Annotated in this window: 21 protein-coding genes; 10 read left to right on the top strand and 11 right to left on the bottom strand. The window is 71.3% G+C overall.

The features are described 5' to 3' along the window. Positions 1-23 precede the first annotated feature (23 nt). Together CRP49_RS05825 and CRP49_RS05820 are read left to right on the top strand one after the other, a co-directional pair. On the top strand, positions 24-737 hold the full coding sequence (locus CRP49_RS05825; RefSeq protein ID WP_097252447.1) for a hypothetical protein: 714 nt from the start codon (positions 24-26) through the stop codon (positions 735-737). 129 nt (positions 738-866) lie between these two features. Further along, positions 867-1,490 carry a hypothetical protein gene (locus CRP49_RS05820; protein ID WP_097252446.1) on the top strand — a complete coding sequence of 208 codons (624 nt, stop codon included), beginning with the start codon at positions 867-869 and terminating at the stop codon, positions 1,488-1,490. A 74-nt stretch (positions 1,491-1,564) separates the two neighbouring features. Here the strand turns inward: CRP49_RS05820 and CRP49_RS05815 are convergent, their stop codons facing one another. After that, positions 1,565-3,919 carry a SpoIIE family protein phosphatase gene (locus CRP49_RS05815; protein WP_097252445.1) on the bottom strand — a complete coding sequence of 785 codons (2,355 nt, stop codon included), beginning with the start codon at positions 3,917-3,919 and terminating at the stop codon, positions 1,565-1,567. Positions 3,920-4,048: 129 nt separating this feature from the next. Beyond that, a complete protein-coding gene (locus CRP49_RS05810) occupies positions 4,049-4,873 on the bottom strand; it encodes a lysozyme (protein WP_097252444.1) in 825 nt (274 codons plus the stop codon). Between the two features lie 243 nt (positions 4,874-5,116). On the opposite strand from CRP49_RS05810, the gene CRP49_RS05805 reads away from it, so the two are divergent. Next, positions 5,117-5,608 carry a MarR family winged helix-turn-helix transcriptional regulator gene (locus CRP49_RS05805; RefSeq protein ID WP_097252443.1) on the top strand — a complete coding sequence of 164 codons (492 nt, stop codon included), beginning with the start codon at positions 5,117-5,119 and terminating at the stop codon, positions 5,606-5,608. Positions 5,609-5,618: 10 nt separating this feature from the next. On the opposite strand, the gene CRP49_RS05800 is transcribed toward CRP49_RS05805, so the two are convergent. Continuing rightward, on the bottom strand, positions 5,619-6,407 hold the full coding sequence (locus CRP49_RS05800; RefSeq protein ID WP_097252442.1) for a protein phosphatase 2C domain-containing protein: 789 nt from the start codon (positions 6,405-6,407) through the stop codon (positions 5,619-5,621). Positions 6,408-6,791: 384 nt separating this feature from the next. On the opposite strand from CRP49_RS05800, the gene CRP49_RS05795 reads away from it, so the two are divergent. From CRP49_RS05795 to CRP49_RS05775, 5 genes are read left to right on the top strand one after another with little or no spacing between them, the layout of a single operon-like run. After that, positions 6,792-9,854: a nitrate- and nitrite sensing domain-containing protein gene (locus tag CRP49_RS05795; RefSeq protein ID WP_179851516.1), complete on the top strand. Its 3,063-nt coding sequence runs from the start codon at positions 6,792-6,794 to the stop codon at positions 9,852-9,854. Then, positions 9,851-10,348: a roadblock/LC7 domain-containing protein gene (locus tag CRP49_RS05790; RefSeq protein ID WP_097252441.1), complete on the top strand. Its 498-nt coding sequence runs from the start codon at positions 9,851-9,853 to the stop codon at positions 10,346-10,348. Before CRP49_RS05795 ends, CRP49_RS05790 begins: the two co-directional genes overlap by 4 nt. Next, on the top strand, positions 10,345-10,761 hold the full coding sequence (locus CRP49_RS05785) for a DUF742 domain-containing protein (RefSeq protein WP_094216137.1): 417 nt from the start codon (positions 10,345-10,347) through the stop codon (positions 10,759-10,761). The genes CRP49_RS05790 and CRP49_RS05785 overlap by 4 nt, the downstream gene beginning before the upstream one ends. Further along, positions 10,742-11,389 (top strand): ATP/GTP-binding protein, encoded by a 648-nt coding sequence (locus tag CRP49_RS05780; protein ID WP_097252440.1) that lies wholly within the window; start codon positions 10,742-10,744, stop codon positions 11,387-11,389. The genes CRP49_RS05785 and CRP49_RS05780 overlap by 20 nt, the downstream gene beginning before the upstream one ends. 29 nt (positions 11,390-11,418) lie before the next feature. Next, positions 11,419-12,672 carry a styrene monooxygenase/indole monooxygenase family protein gene (locus CRP49_RS05775; RefSeq protein ID WP_097252439.1) on the top strand — a complete coding sequence of 418 codons (1,254 nt, stop codon included), beginning with the start codon at positions 11,419-11,421 and terminating at the stop codon, positions 12,670-12,672. Positions 12,673-12,869: 197 nt separating this feature from the next. On the opposite strand, the gene CRP49_RS05770 is transcribed toward CRP49_RS05775, so the two are convergent. The 5 genes from CRP49_RS05770 to CRP49_RS05750 all read right to left on the bottom strand — a co-directional run bounded on the left by CRP49_RS05770 (position 12,870) and on the right by CRP49_RS05750 (position 17,179). Further along, complete coding sequence (locus tag CRP49_RS05770; protein WP_097257211.1) at positions 12,870-13,907, bottom strand: zinc-dependent alcohol dehydrogenase family protein; 1,038 nt, start codon at positions 13,905-13,907, stop codon at positions 12,870-12,872. Between the two features lie 108 nt (positions 13,908-14,015). Then, on the bottom strand, positions 14,016-15,062 hold the full coding sequence (locus CRP49_RS05765; RefSeq protein WP_097252438.1) for an NlpC/P60 family protein: 1,047 nt from the start codon (positions 15,060-15,062) through the stop codon (positions 14,016-14,018). Between the two features lie 111 nt (positions 15,063-15,173). Then, positions 15,174-15,473, bottom strand: a complete 300-nt coding sequence (locus CRP49_RS05760) for a hypothetical protein (protein ID WP_094216132.1) — start codon at positions 15,471-15,473, stop codon at positions 15,174-15,176. Positions 15,474-15,477: 4 nt separating this feature from the next. Next, positions 15,478-16,131 carry a TetR/AcrR family transcriptional regulator gene (locus CRP49_RS05755; protein ID WP_097252437.1) on the bottom strand — a complete coding sequence of 218 codons (654 nt, stop codon included), beginning with the start codon at positions 16,129-16,131 and terminating at the stop codon, positions 15,478-15,480. Positions 16,132-16,240: 109 nt separating this feature from the next. Then, complete coding sequence (locus CRP49_RS05750; protein ID WP_097252436.1) at positions 16,241-17,179, bottom strand: diiron oxygenase; 939 nt, start codon at positions 17,177-17,179, stop codon at positions 16,241-16,243. Positions 17,180-17,300: 121 nt separating this feature from the next. Here CRP49_RS05750 and CRP49_RS05745 point away from each other — a divergent pair, with 121 nt between their 5' ends. Together CRP49_RS05745 and CRP49_RS05740 are read left to right on the top strand one after the other, a co-directional pair. Continuing rightward, entirely contained in the window at positions 17,301-18,410 is a 1,110-nt protein-coding gene (locus tag CRP49_RS05745; RefSeq protein WP_097252435.1) for a ferritin-like domain-containing protein, read from the top strand. Positions 18,411-18,447: 37 nt separating this feature from the next. Further along, complete coding sequence (locus CRP49_RS05740) at positions 18,448-19,293, top strand: hypothetical protein (protein WP_306459771.1); 846 nt, start codon at positions 18,448-18,450, stop codon at positions 19,291-19,293. On the opposite strand, the gene CRP49_RS05735 is transcribed toward CRP49_RS05740, so the two are convergent. The 3 genes from CRP49_RS05735 to CRP49_RS05725 are packed head-to-tail and all read right to left on the bottom strand — an operon-like array spanning position 19,277 to position 22,649. Then, positions 19,277-19,762, bottom strand: coding sequence for a DUF3291 domain-containing protein (locus CRP49_RS05735; protein ID WP_097257210.1), 486 nt, complete (start codon positions 19,760-19,762; stop codon positions 19,277-19,279). The genes CRP49_RS05740 and CRP49_RS05735 overlap by 17 nt on opposite strands. A 44-nt stretch (positions 19,763-19,806) precedes the next feature. After that, entirely contained in the window at positions 19,807-21,264 is a 1,458-nt protein-coding gene (locus CRP49_RS05730) for a penicillin-binding transpeptidase domain-containing protein (protein ID WP_179851874.1), read from the bottom strand. A 23-nt stretch (positions 21,265-21,287) separates the two neighbouring features. Beyond that, positions 21,288-22,649 (bottom strand): FtsW/RodA/SpoVE family cell cycle protein, encoded by a 1,362-nt coding sequence (locus CRP49_RS05725; RefSeq protein WP_097252432.1) that lies wholly within the window; start codon positions 22,647-22,649, stop codon positions 21,288-21,290. Positions 22,650-22,675: the final 26 nt, after the last annotated feature.

Raw genomic sequence — 22,675 nt, 5'->3', positions numbered from 1 at the left:
CCTGAATCAAGTAGGAGAAAGTCATGAAGCGCACCAACGAGAACCGCGAGATCGTCCGTCCCAAGCGTGGGTTCCGTCTCTCGACGATCGTCGCCTCGGCCGTGGTCGTCGCCGGCGGAATCGTTCTCCCGGCCGCTGCGGCCTCGGCGAGCCCGATGCCGGCCTCGGCGACCGTGTCGATGGCGACCACGCACCACGACAAGAAGGACGAGCACCACAAGAAGGACCACCACAAGAAGGACCACAAGAAGAAGGACCACGGCAACGCCACCGGCGGTAAGGGCGGCAACGCCACGAGCAACGGCAAGGGTGATGCGACCGGCGGTAATGGCGGTAACGCCACGAGCAATGGCAAGGGTGATGCGACCGGTGGTGGCGGCGGTAACGCCACGAGCAATGGTGCCGGCGATGCGACCGGCGGTAATGGCGGTAACGCCACGAGCAATGGCAAGGGAGATGCGACCGGTGGTGGCGGCGGTAACGCCACGAGCAATGGTGCCGGCGACGCGACCGGCGGTAATGGCGGTAACGCCACGAGCAATGGCAAGGGAGATGCGACCGGTGGTGGCGGCGGTAACGCCACGAGCAATGGTGCCGGCGACGCGACCGGCGGTAACGGTGGCAACGCCACGAGCAACGGTGGCGGCGACGCGACCGGTGGTGGCGGCGGTAACGCCACGAGCAACGGTGGCGGGGACGCGACCGGCGGTAACGGTGGTGACGCCACTTCCAACTGAAGCCCACCTCACTGACAGCAGACAGTGAGCGACGGCGGACCCGGGTGGCGCGGTCGGCGACCGCGCCACCCGACCCCCGGCCACGAATCCCCCCGCAACCCCGACCCCCCTCACGAAACGGCACCCCTCATGACCCGCAACGTCCGCAAGAGCAGCCTGGCCGTGGCCGCCGCCTCCCTCCTCTTCCCCCTCGGCGCAGTCCTGATCCCCGCAGGCGCAGCCTTCGCCGCCCCCGCGTCGCACAGCGTGACGGCTTCCGAGTCGCACGACGACCACGGCAGCAAGGACCACAAGAAGCGCGACGGCCACCACAAGGACGACCACCACAAGAAGCACGGTGATCACGGGGACGGACACCACGGCGACCACGACACCTGCAGCGCCGGCAACGCCACGGGCGGCAACGGCGGCAACGGCACCGGCGGCGACGCCACGGTCTGCACGGCTCCGGGCGGTACGGGCACCGGCGGCTCCGGCGGCCGGGGCAGGGGCTCCTGCGGCGGCAAGGGGACGAACGGCCGCAACGGCACCGGCACCAACGGCAGCGACGGCCCGCCGTGCCCCGAGCACAAGCCGGACCCCTCGGGCGGGGACACCGGCGGCAGCACCACCACCCCGGAGTCGCCCACCCCGGAGCCCTCTCCGGCCGACCCCCCGGCCGATTCCGGACCCGCTGCGCCGAACCCCGGTCATGACAGCGGCGGCGGCACCGCCCCCGACGCGCCCGCCCCGCCGGACGTGGTCGTCAACTGAGCACAGCGAGACCCGGACAACTGAGCAGAGCGAGACCCGGACTGCCCCGCCCCTCCCGGCGGGGCAGCCCCATGTCAGAACCCGGTCAGTGACTGCTCCGCCCACACGGTCTTGCCGACCCGGTCGTGGCGGGTGCCCCAGCGCTTGGCGAGCTGGGCGACGAGCAGCAGGCCCCGGCCGCCCTCGTCGAAGATCCGGGCGCGCCGCATGTGCGGGGTGGTGCCGCTGGAGTCGTAGACCTCGCAGATCAGGGTGGAGTCCTGGTGGATGAGCCGGAGCTGGATGGGCGGGCGGCCGTAGCGGATGGCGTTGGTGACCAGTTCGCTGACCATCAGCTCGGTGGTGAAGGCGGCCTCGTCCAGCCCCCAGACGCTCAGCTGCTCGGTGGTGTGCTTGCGGGCCCGGGCCACCACGCTGGGGTCGCTGTCCAGCTCCCAGGCGGCGACCCGGTCGGCGTGCAGGGCCCGGGTGCGGGCGATGAGCAGGGCGATGTCGTCTTCGGGGCGGTGGCTCAGCAGCTCGGTCAGCACCCGGTCGCACACCGCGTCCAGGGTCGGCGAGGGGCGGCCGAGCGCGCTGAACAGCTTGTCCAGCGCCTCGTCGATGTCGTGGTCGCGGGCCTCGAGCAGCCCGTCGGTGTAGAGGGCGAGCAGGCTCCCTTCGGGCAGCTCGGTCTCGAAGGCCTCGAAGGGAAGCCCGCCGAGCCCCAGTGGCGGACCGGCGGGCACGTCGAGGAAGCGGACGGTGCCGTCCGGGGTCACCACGGCGGGCGGCGGATGGCCGGCCCGGGCGAGCGTGCACCGGCGCGAGACCGGGTCGTAGACCGCGTACAGACAGGTGGTGCCGATGCCCCCGGCGGTCTCGGCGGCCGGGTCGGCGCTGCCCTCGTCGGCGGCCAGCCGCAGGACCAGGTCGTCGAGGTGGGTGAGCAGCTCGTCGGCGGGCAGGTCGACGTCGGCCAGGGTGCGTACCGCGGTCCGCAGCCGGCCCATGGTGGCGGAGGCGCGGATGCCGTGGCCGACGACATCGCCGACGACCAGGGCGACCCGCGCCCCGGACAGCGGGATCACGTCGAACCAGTCGCCGCCCACACCGGCCCGGGTGGCGGCGGGCAGATACCGGGTGGCGATGTCCAGGGCCGCCTGGTCGGGCAGCGTGTGCGGGAGCAGGCTGCGCTGCAGGGACATGGTGGTGGTGCGCGCGCGGGAGTAACGGCGGGCGCTGTGCAGGCCGGTGGCCGCCTGAGCGGTGAGTTCCTCGGCGAGCCGCAGATCCTCCGGACCGAACGGGTCGGGGCGCCGGTGGCGGCCGAAGAGGGCCACCCCGAGCGTGGAGCCCTCGGCGAGCACCGGCACCAGCAGCAGTGCGTGCGTCCCGTACGCGCGCAGCCACGCGGCCGCCGGGTCCACGGCCGCCCACGCCGCGACCACCGGGTCCGAGGCGTCGTACAGGACGGAGTTGCCGGAGGCCAGGCAGTCCGCCGGGGGTGAACCCGGCTCGTAGGCGATCGCCTCGCCCACCCGGGCCCCGGACGCGCGTCCCTCGTCCTCCGGGAGGGCTCGCAGCGCGGCGCGGCGCAGGACCACCGGACCCGTGTCGGCGGCGCCGGCCGGGGTCCGCGGGGAGTCGAGCAGGTCCACGGCCATGAAGTCCGCGAGCCGGGGGACCGTGGCCTCGGCCAGGTCCTGCGCGGCGCGCGCGAGGTCGGGAACCGCACCCGCGTGGGCGCCGGTCTCGCCCTCGGTGCCCTGCCGGGCGGCGGTGTCCGGGGCGCGTCGGTGTGCGGCGAGGCAGACGGCGCGCACCCTGCCGGTCCCGTCCTTGAGCGGGGTCAGGACGGTGGGCCGGCCGAGGTCCGGGACCAGGTCGGTCTGCACCTCTCGGGCCTCGCCGGTCTCCAGTACCTGGCGCATCGTCCGGTCGGCCTCCTCGCTCGCCGGACCGGGCGCGATGTGCGGCAGGCGCAGCCCGCGCATCGCCGCCTCGGGCAGGGACAGGGCGCGTTCCAGGCGGCGGTTGGCGCGCATCAGGCGCTGCGCGGTGTCGAAGATCGCCAGCGGGAAGGGGGACTGGATGAACGTCCACTCCTCCAGCGGTTCGCCCCGGGGCGGCTGCGGCCGGTCCGCCACGGCGGTCACCACGAGCCAGTCGGTGGCCCCGGTGCCCGAGGTCCGGCGGTGGGCGAGGAGCCCCTGCTCCAGCCGCCGGCCGTCCCGGTGCCGCAGCGGCACGGTGCCGTTCCAGCGGTCCCGCCCGGCCAGGGTCCGCCGGGCCGCTCCGGCCTCGGCCGCGAGCAGCGCGGACGCGGGCCGTCCGACGACCTGAGAGGCCTCGTGGCCGAGCAGCCGCTGGGCGCCTTCGCTCCAGCCGGTCAGGATGCCCTGCTCATCGATGGTGGCCGTGGCCGTGTACGTCGACTGTCGCTCCATCGCCGCTCATCTCGCCCTTGCTCGGCAGGCTCCTCTCCTGACCAGCATGATCCCGGCCGGCGCGGAGCACCAACGCAGCGCACGGCGGCCGCCCCCGGGGAGACGGCCGCCGGATACGCACAGTGGGGGTCAGCCGTTGGCGAGTGCCACCACCCGGTCCAGGGCCCCATTGAACTTGTCGTGGTCCCCGACGGTCGGGCCGGAGGACGTGTACTGCCACATCGTGTAGTAGGACCAGCCCGCCGGCAGCGTCCCCGGGTCCGAGGCGTAGCGGGCGATCCACAGCGGGTTGTTCGTGGCGAAGCCGCCGTAGTTGCCGGTGCACTGGGTCCACCAGCTGGTGGCCGTGTAGATCACGGCGTCCCGGCCCGTCCGTGCCTTGTAGGTGTTCAGGAAGTCGGCGATCCAGCTGACCATCGCACTGGCGGACTTGCCGTAGCAGGCGGCGCCGTACGGGTTCCACTCGATGTCGAGCGCGCCGGGCAGGGTCTTGCCGTCGCGGGACCAGCCGCCGCCGTGGTCGACGAAGTAGTTCGCCTGGGTGGCGCCGCTCGTGGTGTCCGGGGTCGCGAAGTGGTACGCGCCGCGGATCATGCCGACGTTGTACGAGCCGTTGTACTGCTGCGCGAAGTAGGGGTTCGTGTAGTACGTGCCCTCCGTGGCCTTCGTGTAGGCCCAGCGCACGCCGCTGTTCCACAGGGTGCTCCAGGCGACGTTGCCCTGGTAGCCGGAGACGTCGACGCCCTCGGTCTGGGTGGCGTCACCGGTGGAGGGGGTGCCGTTCTGCCCGTCGTGGGCGAGGACTCCCATGCCCATGTACGCCGATCCGCGGCTGGGCGTGCTCGCGGCCTGGGCGGTGGTGAGGGGGAGGGCCAGGGAGAGGGCCGAGAGCAGGGCGGTGACGAGGACGGCGAGGGGACGCGGGCGGGGGGAACCGGGTCTGTGCACGGGCATGACGTGCCTCCGGGGAGTGAGGTGGGGGGACCGTGAAGTGACCGCTGATCGAAGTGACCGCTGATCCACTGGCGTGGGCATGCCATTGATTGCCTGCTGAAGAAGCTACGCACGTAGATGAGGCGTGGGAAGGGGGTCCGGAGGCTGCCGTTGGTCTACGCCTGCGAAATACTTACGGAGCTGCGGCAATGACGGCGTTTGACAGAAACTTTCAGGACAGCGAAACCGATCAGGGGTGCTGACGTGCATGAGGACGAAAACGGCGACGGACATCGGGTCACCGGCCAGGTGACACCGAGTGGTGCAGACCAGGAATTCCTGGCGCTGGAGCGCGAGTTGACCGTGCTGCTCAGGCGGGCCCGGGCCAACCAGGGCGAGATGGCCCGCGAGGTCCACCCCGACCTGGAGTCCTCCGCCTACGGCCTGCTCATCCGCCTCGACGAACTCGGCGGCCAGCGCGCCACCGAACTCGCCGCCTACATCGGCGTCGGCAAAGCCACCATGTCCCGCCAGCTGCGCGCCCTGGAGGAGCTGGGCCTGATCGCCCGCGAGCCCGACCCCGCCGACGGCCGCGCCTGGCTGGTGACCCTGACCGACGAGGGCCGCGGCCGCGTCGGCAAGGTCCGCGAGGCCCGTCGCGCCCGCTACGTCAGCCAGCTCGCCCACTGGGACCGCCGCGAGGTGGCCGAACTGGCCCGGCTGCTGCACCAGTTGAACACGGTCATGAAGAAGTAGCCGGCGCGGCCTACAGCTCGACGTACACCGCCGTCGCGTCGTCGTGTGTCTTGCTGCGGCCGAGGAACGCCCGCTCCTCCCGGTCCGCCGACTCCAGTTCCCGTACCCGGTCGACCAGGGAGCGGGTGCCCTCCTTGGCGACGAGGTCGAACAGGGCCGTCCAGTCGCCCTCGTGGAACTTCTCCGTCCAGCGGGTCGCGCCGTCCGTCAGCGCGGCCAGGGCCCGGACCTCGTGGCGGGGGAGGGTGCCGCTGACCGCGCGGGAGGCGACCGAGGGGTCGGCGGCGGCCGTGAAGAAGCCGCCCTCCTTGTTGCGCAGGTTGGCGTCGATCAGGGCGTCGGTGGCGAGGGCCGAGCGGGGCAGCCGGGCGAGCCGGTCGTCCAGGACCGGGGTGACCGTGCCGTCGGGGGACTGCACGAGCAGTACCGAGTCGGACAGCACCAGGTACTCCAGGGTCTCGGCGGACCAGCGGGTCAGGACCACCGTCGCCTGGGGTGTTCGCGGGTGAGAAAGCTCACAGGTGTGCGCGTGGGCCTCCGCGGTCCGGTGAATCGCCCACGAGAGAATCTCCGGGAGCGTCAGATCTGGGTCGGAAACGGTCAGTTCGGTCAGCGCGCCGCCGAGCCGCGCCGTGAACCAGGCGACGGAATGCAGACACCCCGTCCCGTCCCGCGGCGGCGTCACTCCGTCCAGCAAGATCACACAACCCCCCTGACCGGACGCGGGTAGTCCGACTCCCGCGAAGTCCTCGTTGGGGCGGGTCGCGTCGCCGGGTTCGGAAACCAGATCAGTGCGCATTCGGCCAGTCTGCACGACCCCTTCACAGACTTCGCCAAAGGCTGGCAAGCGCCGCCGAATTGGCACGGCACCGCAGGCCTGGCGCCTGTTTTGGGAGCAAATGACATACTCCGGGAAGGCGTGCTGGCGAATACTGCCAAAGCCTGCCGCGCGCGTCCAACCGGCCCGCCGCACAAGGGTCCCGCACACGCCACAGGAACTTGCCCGCCAACTCCCCTCCGATGTTCACTCCTTCGGGTGGCGGGTCAGGTGATGCGCGACCACTGCCCACCGGCGCTGGGAGGGTCGGGAACCGTACGAATCGGGTGTACGCACCACTTGGCATCGAGACCACGGGGCGCCATCCGGGCCCTTGGGTAGACGAGTTCAGGATTGCGAGCACCGGTGCAGAAGAAGCGGCCTCGGCGCACAGGCAGGCAGACGGCCCCCGAGGGGGTCGCCGAGCAGACCCCCGTGGGCACCGGCCGCCCCACTCATGTGCGCACCCGGCTGATCATCGCCGTGGCCGTGGTGGCCGCGGCCATCGCCGCGGCGGGGGCGCCCGCGCTGCTCACCGCCTCCCAGGACCTCAGCGACTCCCAGGACCTGGTGACGCTGGCCGCCCGCACCCAGGACGCGCTCGCGCTCGCCCACTCGCTCGCCGACGAACGCGACGAGGTCACCTCCTACATCGCCGCCGGCCGCCCCAAGGCCAAGGCGCCCTCCGAGCAGCGCAGCGCCCGCGTCGACCGCCAGGTCGAGGACCTGCGCGCCGACACCGACACCCCGGTCTCGCTGCGCACCGACCTCGACGCCATCGCGGCCGTCCGGCGCGCCGCCCTCACCGGCAAGACGAACGCGCTGCAGACCCACCAGGCGTACTCGGCCACCATCAGCGAACTGCACCGGCTCGCCGACGACCTGGCCGATCAGCTGCCCCCGCGGGCCGGCTCCGGCGCCTACTCCCTCGCCGAACTGGACTCCGCCGTCCAGCAGTCCGCGGCCGCCCGCGGCCTGCTGCTGGCCGCGCTGAACATCCCGTCCACCACCCAGACGCTGATCAGCCCCACCACCGGCCTGCCCACCACGACCACCACCACGACCGAGGCGGACCGCAAGCAGCGCGACGCGCTCACCGCCGCCGCCCAGCAGGCCCGGCTGCGGGCCGACGCGGCCCTCGCCGACTTCCGGGAGACGGCCCCCAAGGCGGCGGTGGCCTCGTACGACTCCACGGTCACCGGCCCCGAGGTCAACTCGGCGGAGAAGTACCTGGCCGCCCTCACCGACCAGCCGACGCTCACCGGCAGCGAGCCGGCCACCAGCACCAAGAAGCTGGACGCGGCCCTGTCCGCCCGCGTCGACCTGATGCGCGGTGCCGAGTCCGCCCTCTACGACCACCGCACCAAGGACCTCGCGGTGCTCCGGGACGACGACGTCACCGCCCTGGAGATCCGCGTCGCCGTCCTCGGCGCCCTGATGCTGGTCACCGTCGGCATCGCCACCGCCATGGCCCGCACCCTGACCCGCCCGCTGTCCGTCCTGCGCCGCGGCTCCGCCCGCCTGGCCGAGGCCGCGGACCCGGTCACCCAGGAACCGATCACCTTCACCGGCCGCAACGACGAGTTCGCCCAGGTCGTCCGCTCGGTCAACGCCCTGCACGCACACGCGGTCGCCCTGCACGAGCAGACCGCCGCCGCGCACGAGCGGGTCACCACCCTGGAGACCGACCGCAAGCACCTGGTGGGCCAGCGGCAGAAGATGGCCGACGCCCGCGAGGAACTGCGCGCCGAACTCGCCGACTCCGCCGCCCAGCTGGAGCGGCTGCGCGGCAGCATCGGCGGTACGTTCGTCAACCTCGCCCTGCGCACCCTGGGCCTGGTCGAGCGTCAGCTGGCGGTCATCGAGGGCCTGGAGGAGCGCGAGCAGGACCCCGAGCGGCTCGCCACCCTCTTCAAGCTCGACCACTTCGCCACGGTCATGCGCCGCCACAGCGAGAACCTCCTGGTCCTCGCCGGCACCGAGCACGTCCAGCAGCACCACGGCCCGGTCCCGCTGGTCGACGTGGTCCGCGCGGCGGTCAGCGAGATCGAACGCTACGAGCGCGTCCGCATCGCCGCGCTTCCCCCGCATGCGCACGTGGCGGGCTTCGCGGCCGACGACCTCTCCCACCTCCTCGCCGAACTCATGGAGAACGCCACCTCGTTCTCCCCGCCGGAGATGCCGGTCGAGGTCTCCGGATGGCTGCTCGAATCCGGCGAGGTCATGCTCTCGGTCCAGGACGAGGGCATCGGCCTGGCGGCCGACCGCCTCGACCGCCTGAACTCCCGCCTGACCGACTTCGACCCCGCCTCGCCGTACGACCAGGAGGGCGAGACCGGTCTCGGCCTCGGCCTGTACGTCGTGGCCCGCCTCGCCCACCGGCACGGCGTCCGCGTCCAGCTGCGCGAGCAGAAGCAGGGCGGAGTGGCGGCGGTCGTCGTCCTCCCCCAGCCCCTCCTCACCGAGGCCCCCACGGCAGCGGCCCCACCCTCGGACACCACACAGACCATCTCCTTCCCCGGCGCCACCGCCGAGGCCAACTCCAACGTCCTCCCGGCCCGCCCGAAGACCAAGGCCACGGACCCGCTGGTGGCACTGGCGGAGAAGGCGGTACGCGAGGCGGAGGAACCGGAGCCTGCGGCCGGCGAGACGTACGCGGGTGTGGCTGGCCCGGAGTCTGCGGCTGGGGAGGCGTACGCGGGTGTGGCTGGCCCGGAGTCTGCGGCCGGCGAGGCGTACGCGGGTGCGGCTGGGCCGGAGTCTGCGGCTGGGGAGGCGTACGCGGGTGCGGCTGGGCCGGAGTCTGCGGCCGGCGAGACGTACGCGGGTGCGGCTGGCCCGGAGTCTGCGGCTGGGGAGGCGTACGCGGGTGTGACCGACCCGGAGCCTGCGCCCGTCGGGACGCTCGCGGGTGCGGCCGACCCGGAGCCTGGGACCGTGGAGACTCACGGGCGGGCGGACGCGGTCGAGCCGAGCGCGGCCGGGTCGGCGACCCGGCCGAAGGCGCCGGCGGAGACCTTCGCCGAGACGACGATGGAGCTGCTGCTCCCGGACCTGACGGCGGACCCGACGACGGACCCCGCGGCGGAGTTCAGGACGGATCCCGCGGTCGCCGACGGCGAGGACGCCCCACCGGGGCCACCCGCACCCGACGACGAAAGCCGCGCGGGTGGTGCGGGTGGGAACGACGACGCCGATGGCGAAGCCGAGGCGCTCACCAGCAAGGGCCTCCCCAAGCGCACACCCCGGATCACCGCACCCGCCCACACCCCACGTCAGCGGACCAGCACTGTGGACGCCGAAGCCCTCCGCAGGAGACTCGGCGGCTTCCGCCAGGGAGCACAGGCCGGCTACAGGGACGTAGAGGCAGAGATCGCAGAACGTACCGAAGAGACCACGGGGGGCACAGTCGAGGAGGCAAGCAGTTGACCGCGCCCAGTACCTTCGGACTGAGCAGTGAGGCCCGCAACCTGCACTGGCTGCTGACCAACCTGGTCGAGGAAGTCCCCGGCATCCAGTCCGTCGCCGTGGTCTCCTCGGACGGCCTGCTGCTCCTCTCGTCCGACCCCGGCCACACCGAGCAGTCCCGCCAGAAGGTCAAGACGAAGGGCCCCAAGGGCTCCTCCGCCGACCTCGCCACCATCGTCTCCGGCATCGGCAGCCTCACCGTCGGCGCCGCCAGGCTCATGGAGTTCGGCGGGGTCAAGCACACGATGATCGCGATGGACGAGGGCAGCCTGTTCGTGATGTCGATCAGCGACGGCTCGCTGCTCGGCGTGCACGGCTCCGCCGAGTGCGACATGAGCGTGGTGGCGTACCACATGGCCCTCTTCGTCGGCCGCGCCGGCCACGTCCTGACCCCCGAACTCCGCAGCGAGCTACGGAAATCCCTGGAGGCCGAGTCGACCGGGAGCGCCCAGTGAGCGGCACAGCGAAGAAGCAGCAACTCCCCGTCCGCGGCGGCGACCGCAAACCCGCCCGCGTCCGTCCCTACTCGCTCACCGGCGGCCGTACCCGCTTCGGCCACGTCCTCCTGGTGGAGACCTTCGTGGCCGCCCTGGAGGCCCCCGAGGAGCGCAGGGAGCTGACCAGTGCGCCGCTCTCCGCCCGGGTCATGCCGGAGATGCGGGCCATAGTCGAACTGTGCCGCCGTATGCGCACGGTGGCCGAGATCGCCGCGCTGCTGAGGATGCCGCTCGGCGTGGTCCGCGTCCTGCTGAGCGACCTCGCGGACCAGGGAAAGATCCGTGTGTACGGCACCGGAACCGGTCACGGCACCGGCCGTCCGGACCGCGTCCTGCTGGAAAGGGTGCTGAGTGGACTCCGCCGTCTCTGACGTCACCGGCGTCACCCCCCTCGTCGCCGGGTTCGCCGAGCCCGACGAGGATCTGAAGGCCTGGCAGAAGGACCGGGACCGGCCCCCCATCGCCACGAAGATCGTGGTCGCGGGCGGCTTCGGCGTCGGCAAGACCACGCTGGTCACGACCGTCTCGGAGATCACGCCGCTGCAGACCGAGGCGCTGATGACCGAGGCGAGCGTGGGCACCGACGACCTCTCCGCCACGCCCGGCAAGCTGACCACCACGGTGGCCATGGACTACGGCCGCCTCACGCTCGACGACGACCTGGTGCTCTACCTGTTCGGCACGCCGGGCCAGCAGCGGTTCTGGTTCATGTGGGACGACCTGGTGCGCGGCGCGATCGGCGCCGTCGTGCTGGCCGACACCCGCCGCCTGAAGGACTGCTTCCCCGCACTGGACTACTTCGAGAGCTGCGGACTGCCGTACGTCGTCGCGGTCAACCACTTCGACGACAGCGAGCTGTTCGAGCCGGAGGACGTGCGCGAGGCCCTGACGATCCCCGCGCACATCCCTGTCATGATCATGGACGCGCGGCGCCGGATCTCGGTGATCGAGACCCTCCTGGCCCTGGTGGGCCACGCGCTGGACGAAACCCCCGAGTAGTCCCCAGCCCCCGTAGGAGACACACCCGCATGCGGAAGATACTCGTCGTCGGAGCCGGCCAGTCCGGACTCCAGCTCGCCCTCGGCCTGCAGTCGCACGGCTACGAGGTCACCCTGATGTCGAACCGGACCGCGGACGAGATCCGCTCCGGCCGGGTCATGTCGACGCAGTGCATGTTCGACACGGCACTGCAGCACGAGCGCGATCTCCAGCTGAACTTCTGGGAGTCCCAGGCCCCGAAGATCGAAGGACTCGGCGTCTCGGTCGCGGCCCCCGGCTCGCACGACCCCGGTCCGACCCAGCGGGCGATCGACTGGGTGGGCCGGCTCGACGGGTACGCCCAGTCGGTCGACCAGCGGGTGAAGATGGCCGGCTGGATGGAGACCTTCGCCCAGCGCGGCGGCCAGCTGGTCATCCACGGCGCGGCGGTCGGCGACCTCGACTACTTCTCCCGCACCTACGACCTCGTCCTGGTCGCGGCGGGCAAGGGCGAGCTGGTCTCGATGTTCGCCCGCGACCCGGAGCGCTCCCCGTACACCGAGCCCCAGCGCGCGCTGGCCGTCGCGTACGTCCACGGCCTCGGCCCCCGCCCCGAGCACCCGGAGTACGACGCGGTCCGCTGCAACCTGGTCCCCGGCGTCGGCGAACTCTTCATCATGCCGACGCTCACCACCTCCGGCCGCGCCGACATCCTGTTCTGGGAGGGCATACCCGGCGGCCCGCTCGACGTCTTCAACGGCGTCAAGGACCCGGCGGAGCACCTCTCCCTGACCCTGGAACTCATGGAGAAGTTCACTCCCTGGGAGTACGCGCGGGCCACGAAGGTCGAACTGACCGACGCCGGTGGCACGTTGGCCGGCCGCTACGCCCCGACGGTCCGCAACCCCATCGGCCGTCTTCCCTCCGGCGGTCTGGTCCTCGGCGTGGCCGACGTGGTCGTCGCCAACGACCCGATCACCGGTCAGGGCTCCAACTCCGCGTCCAAGTGCGCGGCCGCGTACCTCGCCTCGATCCTGGAGCGGGAGGACAAGCCGTTCGACGAGGAGTGGATGCGCAGTACTTTTGACCGGTACTGGGCGACCGCCTCGCATGTCACCAAGTGGACCAACGCCATGCTGGCCCCGCCGCCGGAGCACATCCTGAACCTCATCGGCGCGGCCGGCCAGCTGCCACCGGTGGCGAATCGATTCGCCAACGCGTTCAACGACCCGGCCGACTTCGAGGACTTCTTCTACGAGCCGGAGAAGACCGAGGCTTACCTGGCCTCGGTCGCCGGAGCCTGACAGGGCTCTGACCAGCGATCCGACCGTTGTTACTGCTCGTTGTCGGTCGTTGTCGGCTGCCCTGGGACGGCCCGGAGACGGCCCCGGTTGTGCTGCCGGGGCCGTCTCCGCATGTTCGCCGCTCGCTGCCGCGTGAACTACGGCTCACCCCACTCGGGGACGCACATCATGCCGACTGGGTCCCAGTAGGTCGCGATTCAGCCTTCGAAGACGAACAGCGGTTTGGCGCCGTGCGCGGGTGCTTCGGCGAACGCGATGGCCTCAGTGAAGCGTTCGAGCGGGAAAGGCCGGCCTTGGGGGATGCTCAGCACTGCGTCAGCGACGAGACTGCGCACCTCGGACAGCGCGCGCAGCGCATCCTCGGGTGAAGCAGTGCCGAACCAGCGGTTCAGCCAGAAGCCACGGACTGCTTTGGCCTCGTAGATGACCGAGCGTGCCTGCAGCGGGATCGTCAGCGCTGCCGGGTCGGTCTGCCGATGGGTGGAGAGCGCGCCGTAGACCACGACCTCTCCTCCCGGAGCCAGTGCCTGGGACACCTGGGCACCCACGTCGCCCGCGACACAGTCGGTGGCCTTGCGCACGCCGGCCGGTCCTGCAATGTCGGCCACACGCTGCACCAGGTCCTCGTCCTCGGTGCAAATGACCTCGTCACCACCGAGCGCTTTGATCTCCTCCACGGCAGCGCGCCGCCGCACGACATTGATCGTGCGAATACCCAGATGCCTGGCCAGCTGAATGACGAGCCGGCCGACGGTGGAGCCAGCGGCCGTCTGCAACAACCATTCACCCGGCTGTACGTCGAGTTCGCGAGTCACCAGGAGCAGCGCGGTCAACGGGTTGACGGCGAGTTGACAGGCGCTGGAGTCGCTCAGACGGTCGGGGACCGGCAGGAGCCTTCGTACATCGGCGACAAGGTATTCCTGCCAAGTACCGGCCACCTTCGGCCCGGGTACCGCCGGGACGGCAACGGCCACCACGCGCTCGCCGATCTCCAGTCCCTCGGTATCCGGGCCCAGGGCCTCAATACGGCCCACGCATTCCATGTGACCCCCGACAGTGGGAAACTCGGGGGAGAAACCGTAGCGGCCACGCAGCACATGCAGATCACTGGCGTGAATCGGAGTCGCCTTCACGCGGATCAACGCCTGACCGGCCTCCGGAGTGGGAACAGGCCGGGATTCCAGCCGCAGGACATCGGCCGGCTCGCCAACCATTCCGGCTACGAGCGCGCGCATGAATTGTGGCATGAGTGACCTCGTCTCTCAGCGCCCGGCGAACCCGGCGGGCGTTCTGGACCTGCAATCCAGCCTCCGACGCCGAAGAACGCCGGAGAAGACTCAGGCTTACTTGGGTTCCGTGGCCTGATCGGGTCGTACGGCGCCAAGTACTGGATAGGACGCCAGGGGGGAGAGCTTCACCTTCTCGCCAGGTCTTGGCGCCTGTACGACCTTTCCGTCCCCTACGTACATCGCCACGTGCGTCGCCTCGGGGAAGTAGACGACCAGGTCTCCGGGGCGCAGGTCGGTCAGTGGGATCCGCTTCAGTCGGGCCCACTGCTCCTGGCTGGTGCGGGGGATGGGGGTGCCAGCGTGGCCCCAGGCCTGGGAGGTGAGGCCCGAGCAGTCGTACGACTTCGGGCCCGTCGCTCCCCACTGGTACGGCTTGCCGATCTGGTCCATGGCGTAGCGGACCGCCCGCTCGCCCCCGGCCGAGGATGGGGCCGCGGCCTTGCCGAGGGCGCCCGAGGTGACGAGCTTGTCCTGGGCCGCGGTGACTCCCTGCTGTTCCAACCGGGCGATCGCGCTGAGCTGTTCCGGGGTGAGGGAGGCGAGGAGCCGTTCGACGTCGGCGAGCTTGGCCGTCACGTCGTCGCGCTGCTTCTTCTGCCGCGCGGCGAGGGTCTGCCGGGTGTCCAGGGCCTTGCGGGCCGCCCTGGCCAGTGCGTCCTTCCTCCTCTCGGTCCCGGTCAGCCGGTCCACCGTCTCGGCGCGCTCGCGAGCCAGCTGTCCGATGACATGGCCCTCGTCCAGCGCGTGCTGCGGGTCGGGCGCGAGCAGCAGGCGGAGGTAGGGGGAGAGGTCGCTGCGGTTCTGGTACTGCTCCCGGGCCAGGCGGCCGGCGTCGATCCGGCTGCCCTGCAGGGCGAGCCGCGCGCGGGCGAGTTCGCCGTCGAGGCGGTCCACCTCGGCCTGCTGTTTCGTGAGCTGCTCCGCCGTGGCGTTGTAGGTCTCGGTGGCCTGTTCGGTCTGCCGGTACAGCCGCTGAAGGTCCGTCAGCAGCTCGGAGACGGGCCGCTGAGGGTCGGGCGCGGCCACCGCGGGTACGGGCGCGAGGACGGCCTGGGCCGCCACCGCGGCCGTACAGGCCAGGCGCAGAAGCACTCCTGACACGTCATCACCTCCGATGCGGTACGGGCGGGCCTTCCGCCTGGTGCCGCACGGCGATAATCAGACATGTAGGGAGATGTGTGTGCCCTGCCTACGCGGTTCGGCGCAACCCTGTCACCCGGTCGCGTCATCCGGCTTGCCGGACGGGCCGTCGTCCGGCTTGGACCAGGGCCACCTGACCTTGCCGCCCAGCCTGCCCTCGGGGTCGTACTGGTACTTCCACCCCCGCACCACGCCGATCTTGCTGTGCCCCCTCGGCACGCGGCGGTAGACCAGCACGGTGGGCGGGCCGCCGGCCGCGTCCGGGACGGGGATGCGGTACGTCTTCGGAGGGTGGCCGGTCATGCCCAGCAGGACGGGGAGCACGCGCCCGTCCATGGGGCCGCCCTCGAAGGGGGTGTCCTGACTCTTCACGGTGTCAGTCTCGGCCATCCTCGGCGAGCGCGCCGACGAGGGCCGCCGTCTGCGGGTCGCGTCCCGCGGTCACCGTGAGGACCGCCACGAACTGCTCGACCAGCCAGGCCCGCAGCTCCTCGACCGGGGGTTGCTTGTCCTCGTCCAGCCAGATCAGGGAGGCCGCCTCCACCGCGGTGATCCACATCCGGACGGTCATGCGCAGCCGCGGGCCCGGGGCGGTGACGCCGAGGTGGCTGAAGATGTGCTCGGCCGCCGCCCGGCGCACCCCGTCCACTATGGCGGTCGTCCGGGACGTCTCCACCACGCTGCCGCCCTGGAGCAGCGCGCTGAAGCCGGTGTCGTGCTCGTCCACGAAGGCCAGATAGCGGTCGAGGGCCCGGGACAGGCGGGGGAGCAGGGGGCCGTGCAGGGGTTCGTCGAAGCACAGCCGCAGTTCCTCGGCGGCGGATCGCAGCGCGGCCTCGTACAGCTGCTGTTTCCCGCCGGGGAAGTACCGGTACACCAGGGGCCGTGAGACTCCGGCCGCCTCGGCCACGTCGTCCAGCGAGACGTCCTCGGGGGCGCGGTGCGCGAAGAGGGAGAGCGCGGCGTCGAGGAGCTGACTTCGTCGCTCCTCGACGCTCAACCTGCGGTAGGCCGGGACGGTGGGGGTCATGGGGCTCAGGGTAGTCGTCCCGGGTGCGGGTGCGTGGGGGCTGATCGCGCCCACGCGGCGGAGCCGCATATCGATACAGCCCCGCGCCCCTCGAGTCAGGACACTTCACCTACGCCAGCAAGCCCGACGACCTCCACAGCCGCCGCCCCACCCCCCGCAGCACCCCGATGTCGTCCAGGAAGTCCGTCAACCGCTTCGCCCCCGTCTGCATGACCTCCCGCCGATGCCCGCTGGCCTTCACCTGCGCCATCGCCTCCCGCTTGTCCAGTCCCACGTTCGAGTAGACCTCGGGATTGATGAACGCGACCGAGAACACCCGCGCGAACTCGCCCGAGGTGACCCGGGTGAACTCCTGGGACCACTTCGGGGCCGTCAGCATCTGGCGGCGCAGTTCCTCGCGGGCGTAGCGGACGTGCCGGGCCTCCTCGACCACGTGGATGCGGGTGACACCCCGGATCAGCGGCTGCACCCGCTCGTCCGGGAACGTCAGCCGCTGCATCCAGTCCAGCACCTCCTCGCCGAGCAGCGTGGCCGTGAAGGAGCCGGGGGTCGTGGAGATGGTCTTGAACACGCGGCCGAGGTTCTGGTGCGCCCGGCTCACCGGGTACCAGGGGGCGTCACCCCGCGCGATCAGCCGCGCGAACATCTTCGAGTGCCGGCACTCGTCCTCGATCTCGGTGAGGGCGTACCGGACGTGTGCGCTCGTCGCCGCCTTGTCGTAGATGTGCCGGACGAGCAGCTGCATGAGGATGAGCTCGAACCATATGCCGAGCGAGGCCAGCGCCGCGGCCTCGTGCTGGGAGAGCAGGATCCGCTGCTCCTCGCCCATCCGCTGCCACAAAGGCGTGTCGTAGAGCGAGACCAGCTCCGGCGGCCAGAACCACTTTCCCTCTTCGAAGGGCGCGTCCCAGTCCAGCTCCTTGTCCGGGTCGAAGGAGTGCTTGGCGGAAGAGACGAGCAGCCGTTCGGCCACCTGTTCCCGGTCCTTCAGCAGGCCGAGTGCGTCGCGCAGCCCGTCGAGCGCGTCCGCTTCCGTCAGGGTCGTCATGGCTCTTTCACCTCGTTACCCGGGGTACGTCGTCGGCTCTTATGAGACTGCCTGTCAGCAAGGTCGTCAATCCCCCGCGCGTGACTTGTTGACTCGGCGTCTACGTGTGAGCCTGCGGGGTATGCCGACCCATGACCTGTACACGAACGACCCCGGCGACTCCCCCTGGCAGGTGCCCGCCAGTGGCGCGGCCCGGTTCAGCTGGGAGTACGACGAGGGCCGGGACCGCCTGCTCGCCCTGTACCAGAAGGGCAAGGACAAGCAGTGGGACGGGCAGACGCGCATCGACTGGGAGCTGGAGGTCGACCCGCACGACCCGCTCGGCACCCCCGAGGAGTCGATGTCGCTGTACGGCACCCCGTACTGGGCCAAGCTCACCGACAAGGACAAGGGTGAGCTGCGGCGGCACTACGCGTCCTGGCAGTTCAGCCAGTTCCTGCACGGCGAGCAGGGCGCGATGATCTGCGCGGCGCGGATCGTGGAGTCGGTGCCCGACATGGACGCCAAGTTCTACTCGGCGACCCAGACGATGGACGAGGCCCGGCACGCCGAGATCTACGCCCGCTTCCTGCACGAGAAGATCGGGATGGTCTACCCGATCAACGACAACCTCCAGTCGCTGCTCGGCGACACCCTCCGCGACAGCCGCTGGGACATGCCCTACCTCGGGATGCAGGTCCTCATCGAGGGGCTCGCCCTCGCCGCCTTCGGCATGATCCGGGACACCACCAACAAGCCCCTGCCCAAGCAGATACTGGCCTACATCATGCAGGACGAGGCCCGGCACGTGGCCTTCGGGCGGATGGCCCTGCGCGACTACTACAAGCAGCTCACGGACGCCGAACTGCGCGAGCGCGAGGAGTTCGTCATCGAGGGCTGCTATCTGATGCGCGACCGGCTGCGCGGCATCGAGGTGCTGGAGAACTTCGGCATCCCCAGGGCCGAGGCCGAGCGGATCAGCGCGGACTCCGAGTTCCTGCAGCTCTTCCGCCGGCTGCTGTTCAGCCGCATCGTGCCCTGCGTCAAGGACATCGGCCTGTGGGGCAAGCGGCTCCAGCAGGCCTATGTCGACATGGGGGTGTTCGAGATGGGCGACTCCAACCTGGACCTGCTGATGGCCCAGGACGAGGAGATCGCCGAGCGGCTGGACGCGGAACGTTTCGCCGCGGAGGAGCGGGAGCGGGTGGCCGAGGTCCAGAAGGCGATCGAGTCGGGGGCGGGCGGGGTCTGAACCGCTCGCCCGGGTGCAGTAGCGTTCTGGCGTGTCCATGCCTCCGCCGCCGCAGCAGCCGCAGTACCCGCACCAGCCCCAGCAGCCGCAGTACCCGTACGGGCAGCAGCCGCCGCAGGCTCCACCGCCTCCGGGGCCGTACGGCTCCCCGTACCCCCAGCAGCAGCCGTACCCTCCGCAGCCCTACCCCCAGCAGCCGTACCCCCAGCAGCCGTACCCCGGCTGGGGCGCGCCGCCCATGGGTCCGCCGCCGAAGAAGCGCGGGGTCGGTCTGGCGCTGGGGATCGTGGGCGGGGTCGTCGGTCTGTCCGTGCTCGGTTCCGTCGGCGGGTTCGGGGCGCTGCTCGGGACCGACTTCCCCACGGCCGAGAACAAGCTCACCCTGCCCCACGAGCTGGTGGACGGGAAGTACACACTCGCCCAGGACCTCTCCGACACCGAGGGGCAGAAGGTCGAGGACGAGGCCGACGGCGCCTGGGACGCCAAGGACGTCCACGCCCTGGTCGGCCGCTACAGCCCGGGCGGCGACGACTCCAAGGGCATGCTGCTGGTGTCGAGCATGTACGGCCGGTTCAAGAACGAGGACGACGTCCGGAGCAACATGCTCAAGGGGGCCACTGACGCCGAGGGCGTGACGGTGGTCGAACCCGAGAAGGACGTCACCCCGGCCGGCTCGGACGTCACCATCAGCTGCGAGGTGCTCACCCAGAAGCAGTCCACGCTGACCCTCACCTACCCGGTCTGCGCCTGGGCGGACGGCAACACGGCGGCCGTGATCGGCGAGGTCGACCTGGCGCTCAAGGACACCGCCGACGTGGACCTCAAGGCCGCCGCCCGCAACACGGTCAAGGTCCGCGACGAGATGATCAAGCCGATCGGCTGACCGCCACCGCCTCCTGCGCCGGGAACGACGTCCGCAGCGTGAAGGCGTACGGCGTCGGGCCGTGCTCCCTCAGATGCAGCAGCCGCTCCTCCGCCTCGGCGACGGTCGGGCGGTGGCCGGCGGGAACCCACCACAGGGCGGCCATCGCCTCGGAGACACGCTCGAACCATTCGCGGCGCCGGGCCAGCAACTCGCGGTGCTGTCCCTGGTACATGAACGCGGTCAGCGTGTCGGTGTTCCGCCACACCGACATGTTGATGATCAGCCACTCGTTGCCGAAGACGGCGATGTCGGTCGCGTTGCCGTCGTCGCTCTGCAGCCGCCAGACGAACCCGTCCGAGGCGTCCGCCACGGCGTTGACCGGGTCGAGCGCGTCGACGAAGTCCTTCAACTCGGGGGAGTCCAACGGGAACTTGAGGCGGGCGATGTTGACCTGGGCGAGTTCGTGGGCGACCGGCGCATGCGTCATGACCGAACGGTAGGTCGGCGGCCCCGGCCGCGGCACCCCCCGTCTCACAACCCGAGAACCGCCCGCATCACCTCCCGTGCGATCGGTGCCGCGTCCCCGCCGCCGCTGATCTCGCCCCGGTCCGCCGAGGCGTCCTCGACCACCACCGCGACCGCGACCTTCGGTTCCAGGTCGGCGTCGGCCTGCGCCCAGGAGACGAACCAGGCGTACGGCACACCGGAGTTGCCGATGCCGTGCTGGGCGGTACCGGTCTTGCCGCCGACGACGGCGCCGGGAATCGCCGCGTTGGTGCCGGTGCCGTCCGTGACGACATCGGTCATCAGCTCCCTCAGCCGCACGGCCGTGGACGGGCGCATCACCTGACGGTCGGGCCGCATCCCGCCGCCCGCGAGCGTCTCGCCGCCCTGACGGGTGGTCCGCTCCACCAGGTACGGCGTCCGCAGCCGGCCGCCGTTGGCGACGGCCGCCGCGACCATCGCCATCTGCAGCGGCGTGGCCCGGGTGTTGTACTGCCCGATCGAGGACAGGGCGAGCTGCGCCCGGTCCACATGGGTGTCGAAGGTGCTGGGGGAGACCTCGAAGGGGACGCGCAGCCGGGTGTCGTTGAAGCCGAACGCCTGGGCCGTGGCCGACATGTCCGCCACCCCGACATCCACGCCCAGCTTGGCGAACACCGTGTTGCACGACCACTCGAAGGCCTCCCGCAGCGAGGCGTCCGCGCAGCCGTCGCCCTCGTTGGTCAGCCGGGTCCTGGTCCCGGGCAGCCGGTAGGGGTCGGGGGAGTCGGTGGACGCGTCCAGGTCCGTGACCACGCCCGCGTCCAGCGCCGCCGCCGCGGTGACCACCTTGAACGTCGACCCCGGCGGATAGGTCTGCCGTACCGCCCGGTTGAGCATCGGCTTCTCCGGGTCGTGGTTGAGCCGCGCCCACGCCGCGGCCGTCGCCTCGCTGTTGCCGGACAGGGCGGCGGGGTCGTACGACGGGGTCGACACCAGCGCCAGGATGCGGCCCGTGGCCGGCTCGATCGCGGCCACCGCGCCCCGGCGCCCGTGCAGCCCCTGGTACGCCGCCTGCTGCGCGACCCCGTCCAGGGTGGTGACGACGTCCCCGCCCGGGGTGGACCCCCGCGTCACGTCGTTCCACAGCGGGAACGGCGACAGCATCGGGTCCGTGCCGGAGAGCACCCCGTCCTCCGCGTGCTCCAGGAACGTGCTGCCGTACATCTGCGAGGCGAAGCCGGTGACCGGCGCGTACAACGGGCCGTCCCGGTAGGTGCGTTCGTAGCGCAGCTGCTCGCCGGTGTCATTGGAGCCGGTGACCGGCTCGCCGCCGACCAGGATGTCGCCGCGCGGCTGCTGGTAACGGGCGATCGTGGGGCGGCGGTTGGCCGGGTTGGCGTCGTAGGAACCCGCCTGGACCACCTGCACCCGGGCGGCGTTGACGAGCAGGGCCGCCAGCAGCAGGGCGCAGAACGCCCAGGCGTGCCGGATGTACCGGGCCATCGGCCGGCCGTTGCCGTACTCGGTCACGGGGCCTCCCGCCCGTCGTACTGGCTGCGGGCCGAGTCGCTCACCCGGATCAGCAGGGCCACGATCGCCCAGTTGGTGACGACCGAGGAGCCGCCCTGGGCGAGGAACGGCATCGCCATGCCGGTCAGCGGGATCAGACCGGTGACCCCGCCCGCGATCACGAACACCTGGAGCGCGACGATCGAGGCGAGGCCGACCGCGAGGAGTCGGCCGAAGGGCTCGCGCAGGGCGAGGCCGGCCCGGTAGCCGCGCTCCACGAGCAGGGCGTAGAGCAGGAAGATCGCCGCGAGGCCCGCGAGGCCCAGCTCCTCGCCCGCCGTCGCCAGGATGAAGTCCGACTTGGTGGCGAAGCCGATGAGGATGGAGTGGCCGAACCCGAGCCCGGTGCCGAGGACCCCGCCGGCCGCGAAGGCGAACAGGGACTGCGCGAGCTGGTTGGGGCCCTGCCCGGCCTCGATGGTGGCGAAGGGGTGCAGCCAGTCCTCGATCCGGCCGTTCACGTGCGGCTCGAAGTGGCCGACGGCGAAGGCGCCGAGCACGGCGAGCACCAGACCGACCGCGATCCAGCCGGTGCGGCCGGTGGCGATGTACAGCAGGACGACGAACAGGCCGAAGAAGAGCAGCGAGGTGCCGAGGTCGCGCTCCAGCACCAGGACGCCGACGCTCAGCAGCCAGATGGTGACGATCGGCCCGAGCACCCGCCCGGTCGGGAACTGCATCACCCACAGCCGGCGGCCCGTGTAGGCGAGCGCGTTGCGGTTGTCGGCCAGGTAGGCGGCGAAGAACACCGCGAGCAGCACCTTCGCGAACTCGCCCGGCTGGATGGAGAATCCGGCGATCCGGATCCAGATACGGGCGCCGTTGACCGCCGGGAAGAGGATCGGCAGCAACAGGAGCGCCAGGGCCGCGACCACGCACACATACGAGTAGCGCTGGAGCACCCGGTGGTCGCGCAGCATCAGTACGACGACGATGAACAGGCCCACCCCGAGCGTGGACCACACCAGTTGGGTGGGGGCGGCCCCGTCACCCGGCGTCTCCAGGTCGAGCCGGTAGATCAGCACCAGGCCGAGACCGTTGAGCAGCACGCCGATGGGCAGCGGGAGGGGGTCCGCGTACGGCGCCCGGATCCGGACCGCGAGATGCGCGCACAGGGCGAGCACCCCGAGTCCGGCGCCGTAACCGACGGCGCCCGGCGGGACGGTACCGGTCCGCGCCAGGCCCACGGCGCAGTAGCCGTACACGGACAGCAGGACGGCCAGCACGATCAGGGCCAGTTCGATGCCACGGCGTCGGGGGAGGCGTACGGCGGGGGCGGGTGTCCGCGGCGCCGCCATGGCTGTTCCGGCCTTGGTCATGTCCGGAACCTACCCAAACGGGGCGC

The organism is Streptomyces sp. Ag109_G2-15 (genome assembly GCF_900215565.1).
Lineage (GTDB): Bacteria > Actinomycetota > Actinomycetes > Streptomycetales > Streptomycetaceae > Streptomyces > Streptomyces diastatochromogenes.
The sequence above is the reverse complement of the archived record's forward strand: the minus strand, read 5'-3'. Positions and strand labels throughout refer to the sequence as shown.

Excerpts from the sequence above, each read along its gene's own strand:
- CRP49_RS05745 (WP_097252435.1), top strand. The coding sequence starts at position 17,301 with ATGCCGACCCATGACCTGTACACGAACGACCCCGGCGACTCCCCCTGG.
- CRP49_RS05750 (WP_097252436.1), bottom strand. The coding sequence starts at position 17,179 with ATGACGACCCTGACGGAAGCGGACGCGCTCGACGGGCTGCGCGACGCA.
- CRP49_RS05755 (WP_097252437.1), bottom strand. The coding sequence starts at position 16,131 with ATGACCCCCACCGTCCCGGCCTACCGCAGGTTGAGCGTCGAGGAGCGA.
- CRP49_RS05725 (WP_097252432.1), bottom strand. The coding sequence starts at position 22,649 with ATGACCAAGGCCGGAACAGCCATGGCGGCGCCGCGGACACCCGCCCCC.
- CRP49_RS05810 (WP_097252444.1), bottom strand. The coding sequence starts at position 4,873 with ATGCCCGTGCACAGACCCGGTTCCCCCCGCCCGCGTCCCCTCGCCGTC.
- CRP49_RS05730 (WP_179851874.1), bottom strand. The coding sequence starts at position 21,264 with ATGGCCCGGTACATCCGGCACGCCTGGGCGTTCTGCGCCCTGCTGCTG.
- CRP49_RS05770 (WP_097257211.1), bottom strand. The coding sequence starts at position 13,907 with ATGCGCGCGCTCGTAGCCGGAATGGTTGGCGAGCCGGCCGATGTCCTG.
- CRP49_RS05820 (WP_097252446.1), top strand. The coding sequence starts at position 867 with ATGACCCGCAACGTCCGCAAGAGCAGCCTGGCCGTGGCCGCCGCCTCC.
- CRP49_RS05825 (WP_097252447.1), top strand. The coding sequence starts at position 24 with ATGAAGCGCACCAACGAGAACCGCGAGATCGTCCGTCCCAAGCGTGGG.
- CRP49_RS05775 (WP_097252439.1), top strand. The coding sequence starts at position 11,419 with ATGCGGAAGATACTCGTCGTCGGAGCCGGCCAGTCCGGACTCCAGCTC.
- CRP49_RS05740 (WP_306459771.1), top strand. The coding sequence starts at position 18,448 with ATGCCTCCGCCGCCGCAGCAGCCGCAGTACCCGCACCAGCCCCAGCAG.
- CRP49_RS05800 (WP_097252442.1), bottom strand. The coding sequence starts at position 6,407 with ATGCGCACTGATCTGGTTTCCGAACCCGGCGACGCGACCCGCCCCAAC.
- CRP49_RS05815 (WP_097252445.1), bottom strand. The coding sequence starts at position 3,919 with ATGGAGCGACAGTCGACGTACACGGCCACGGCCACCATCGATGAGCAG.
- CRP49_RS05735 (WP_097257210.1), bottom strand. The coding sequence starts at position 19,762 with ATGACGCATGCGCCGGTCGCCCACGAACTCGCCCAGGTCAACATCGCC.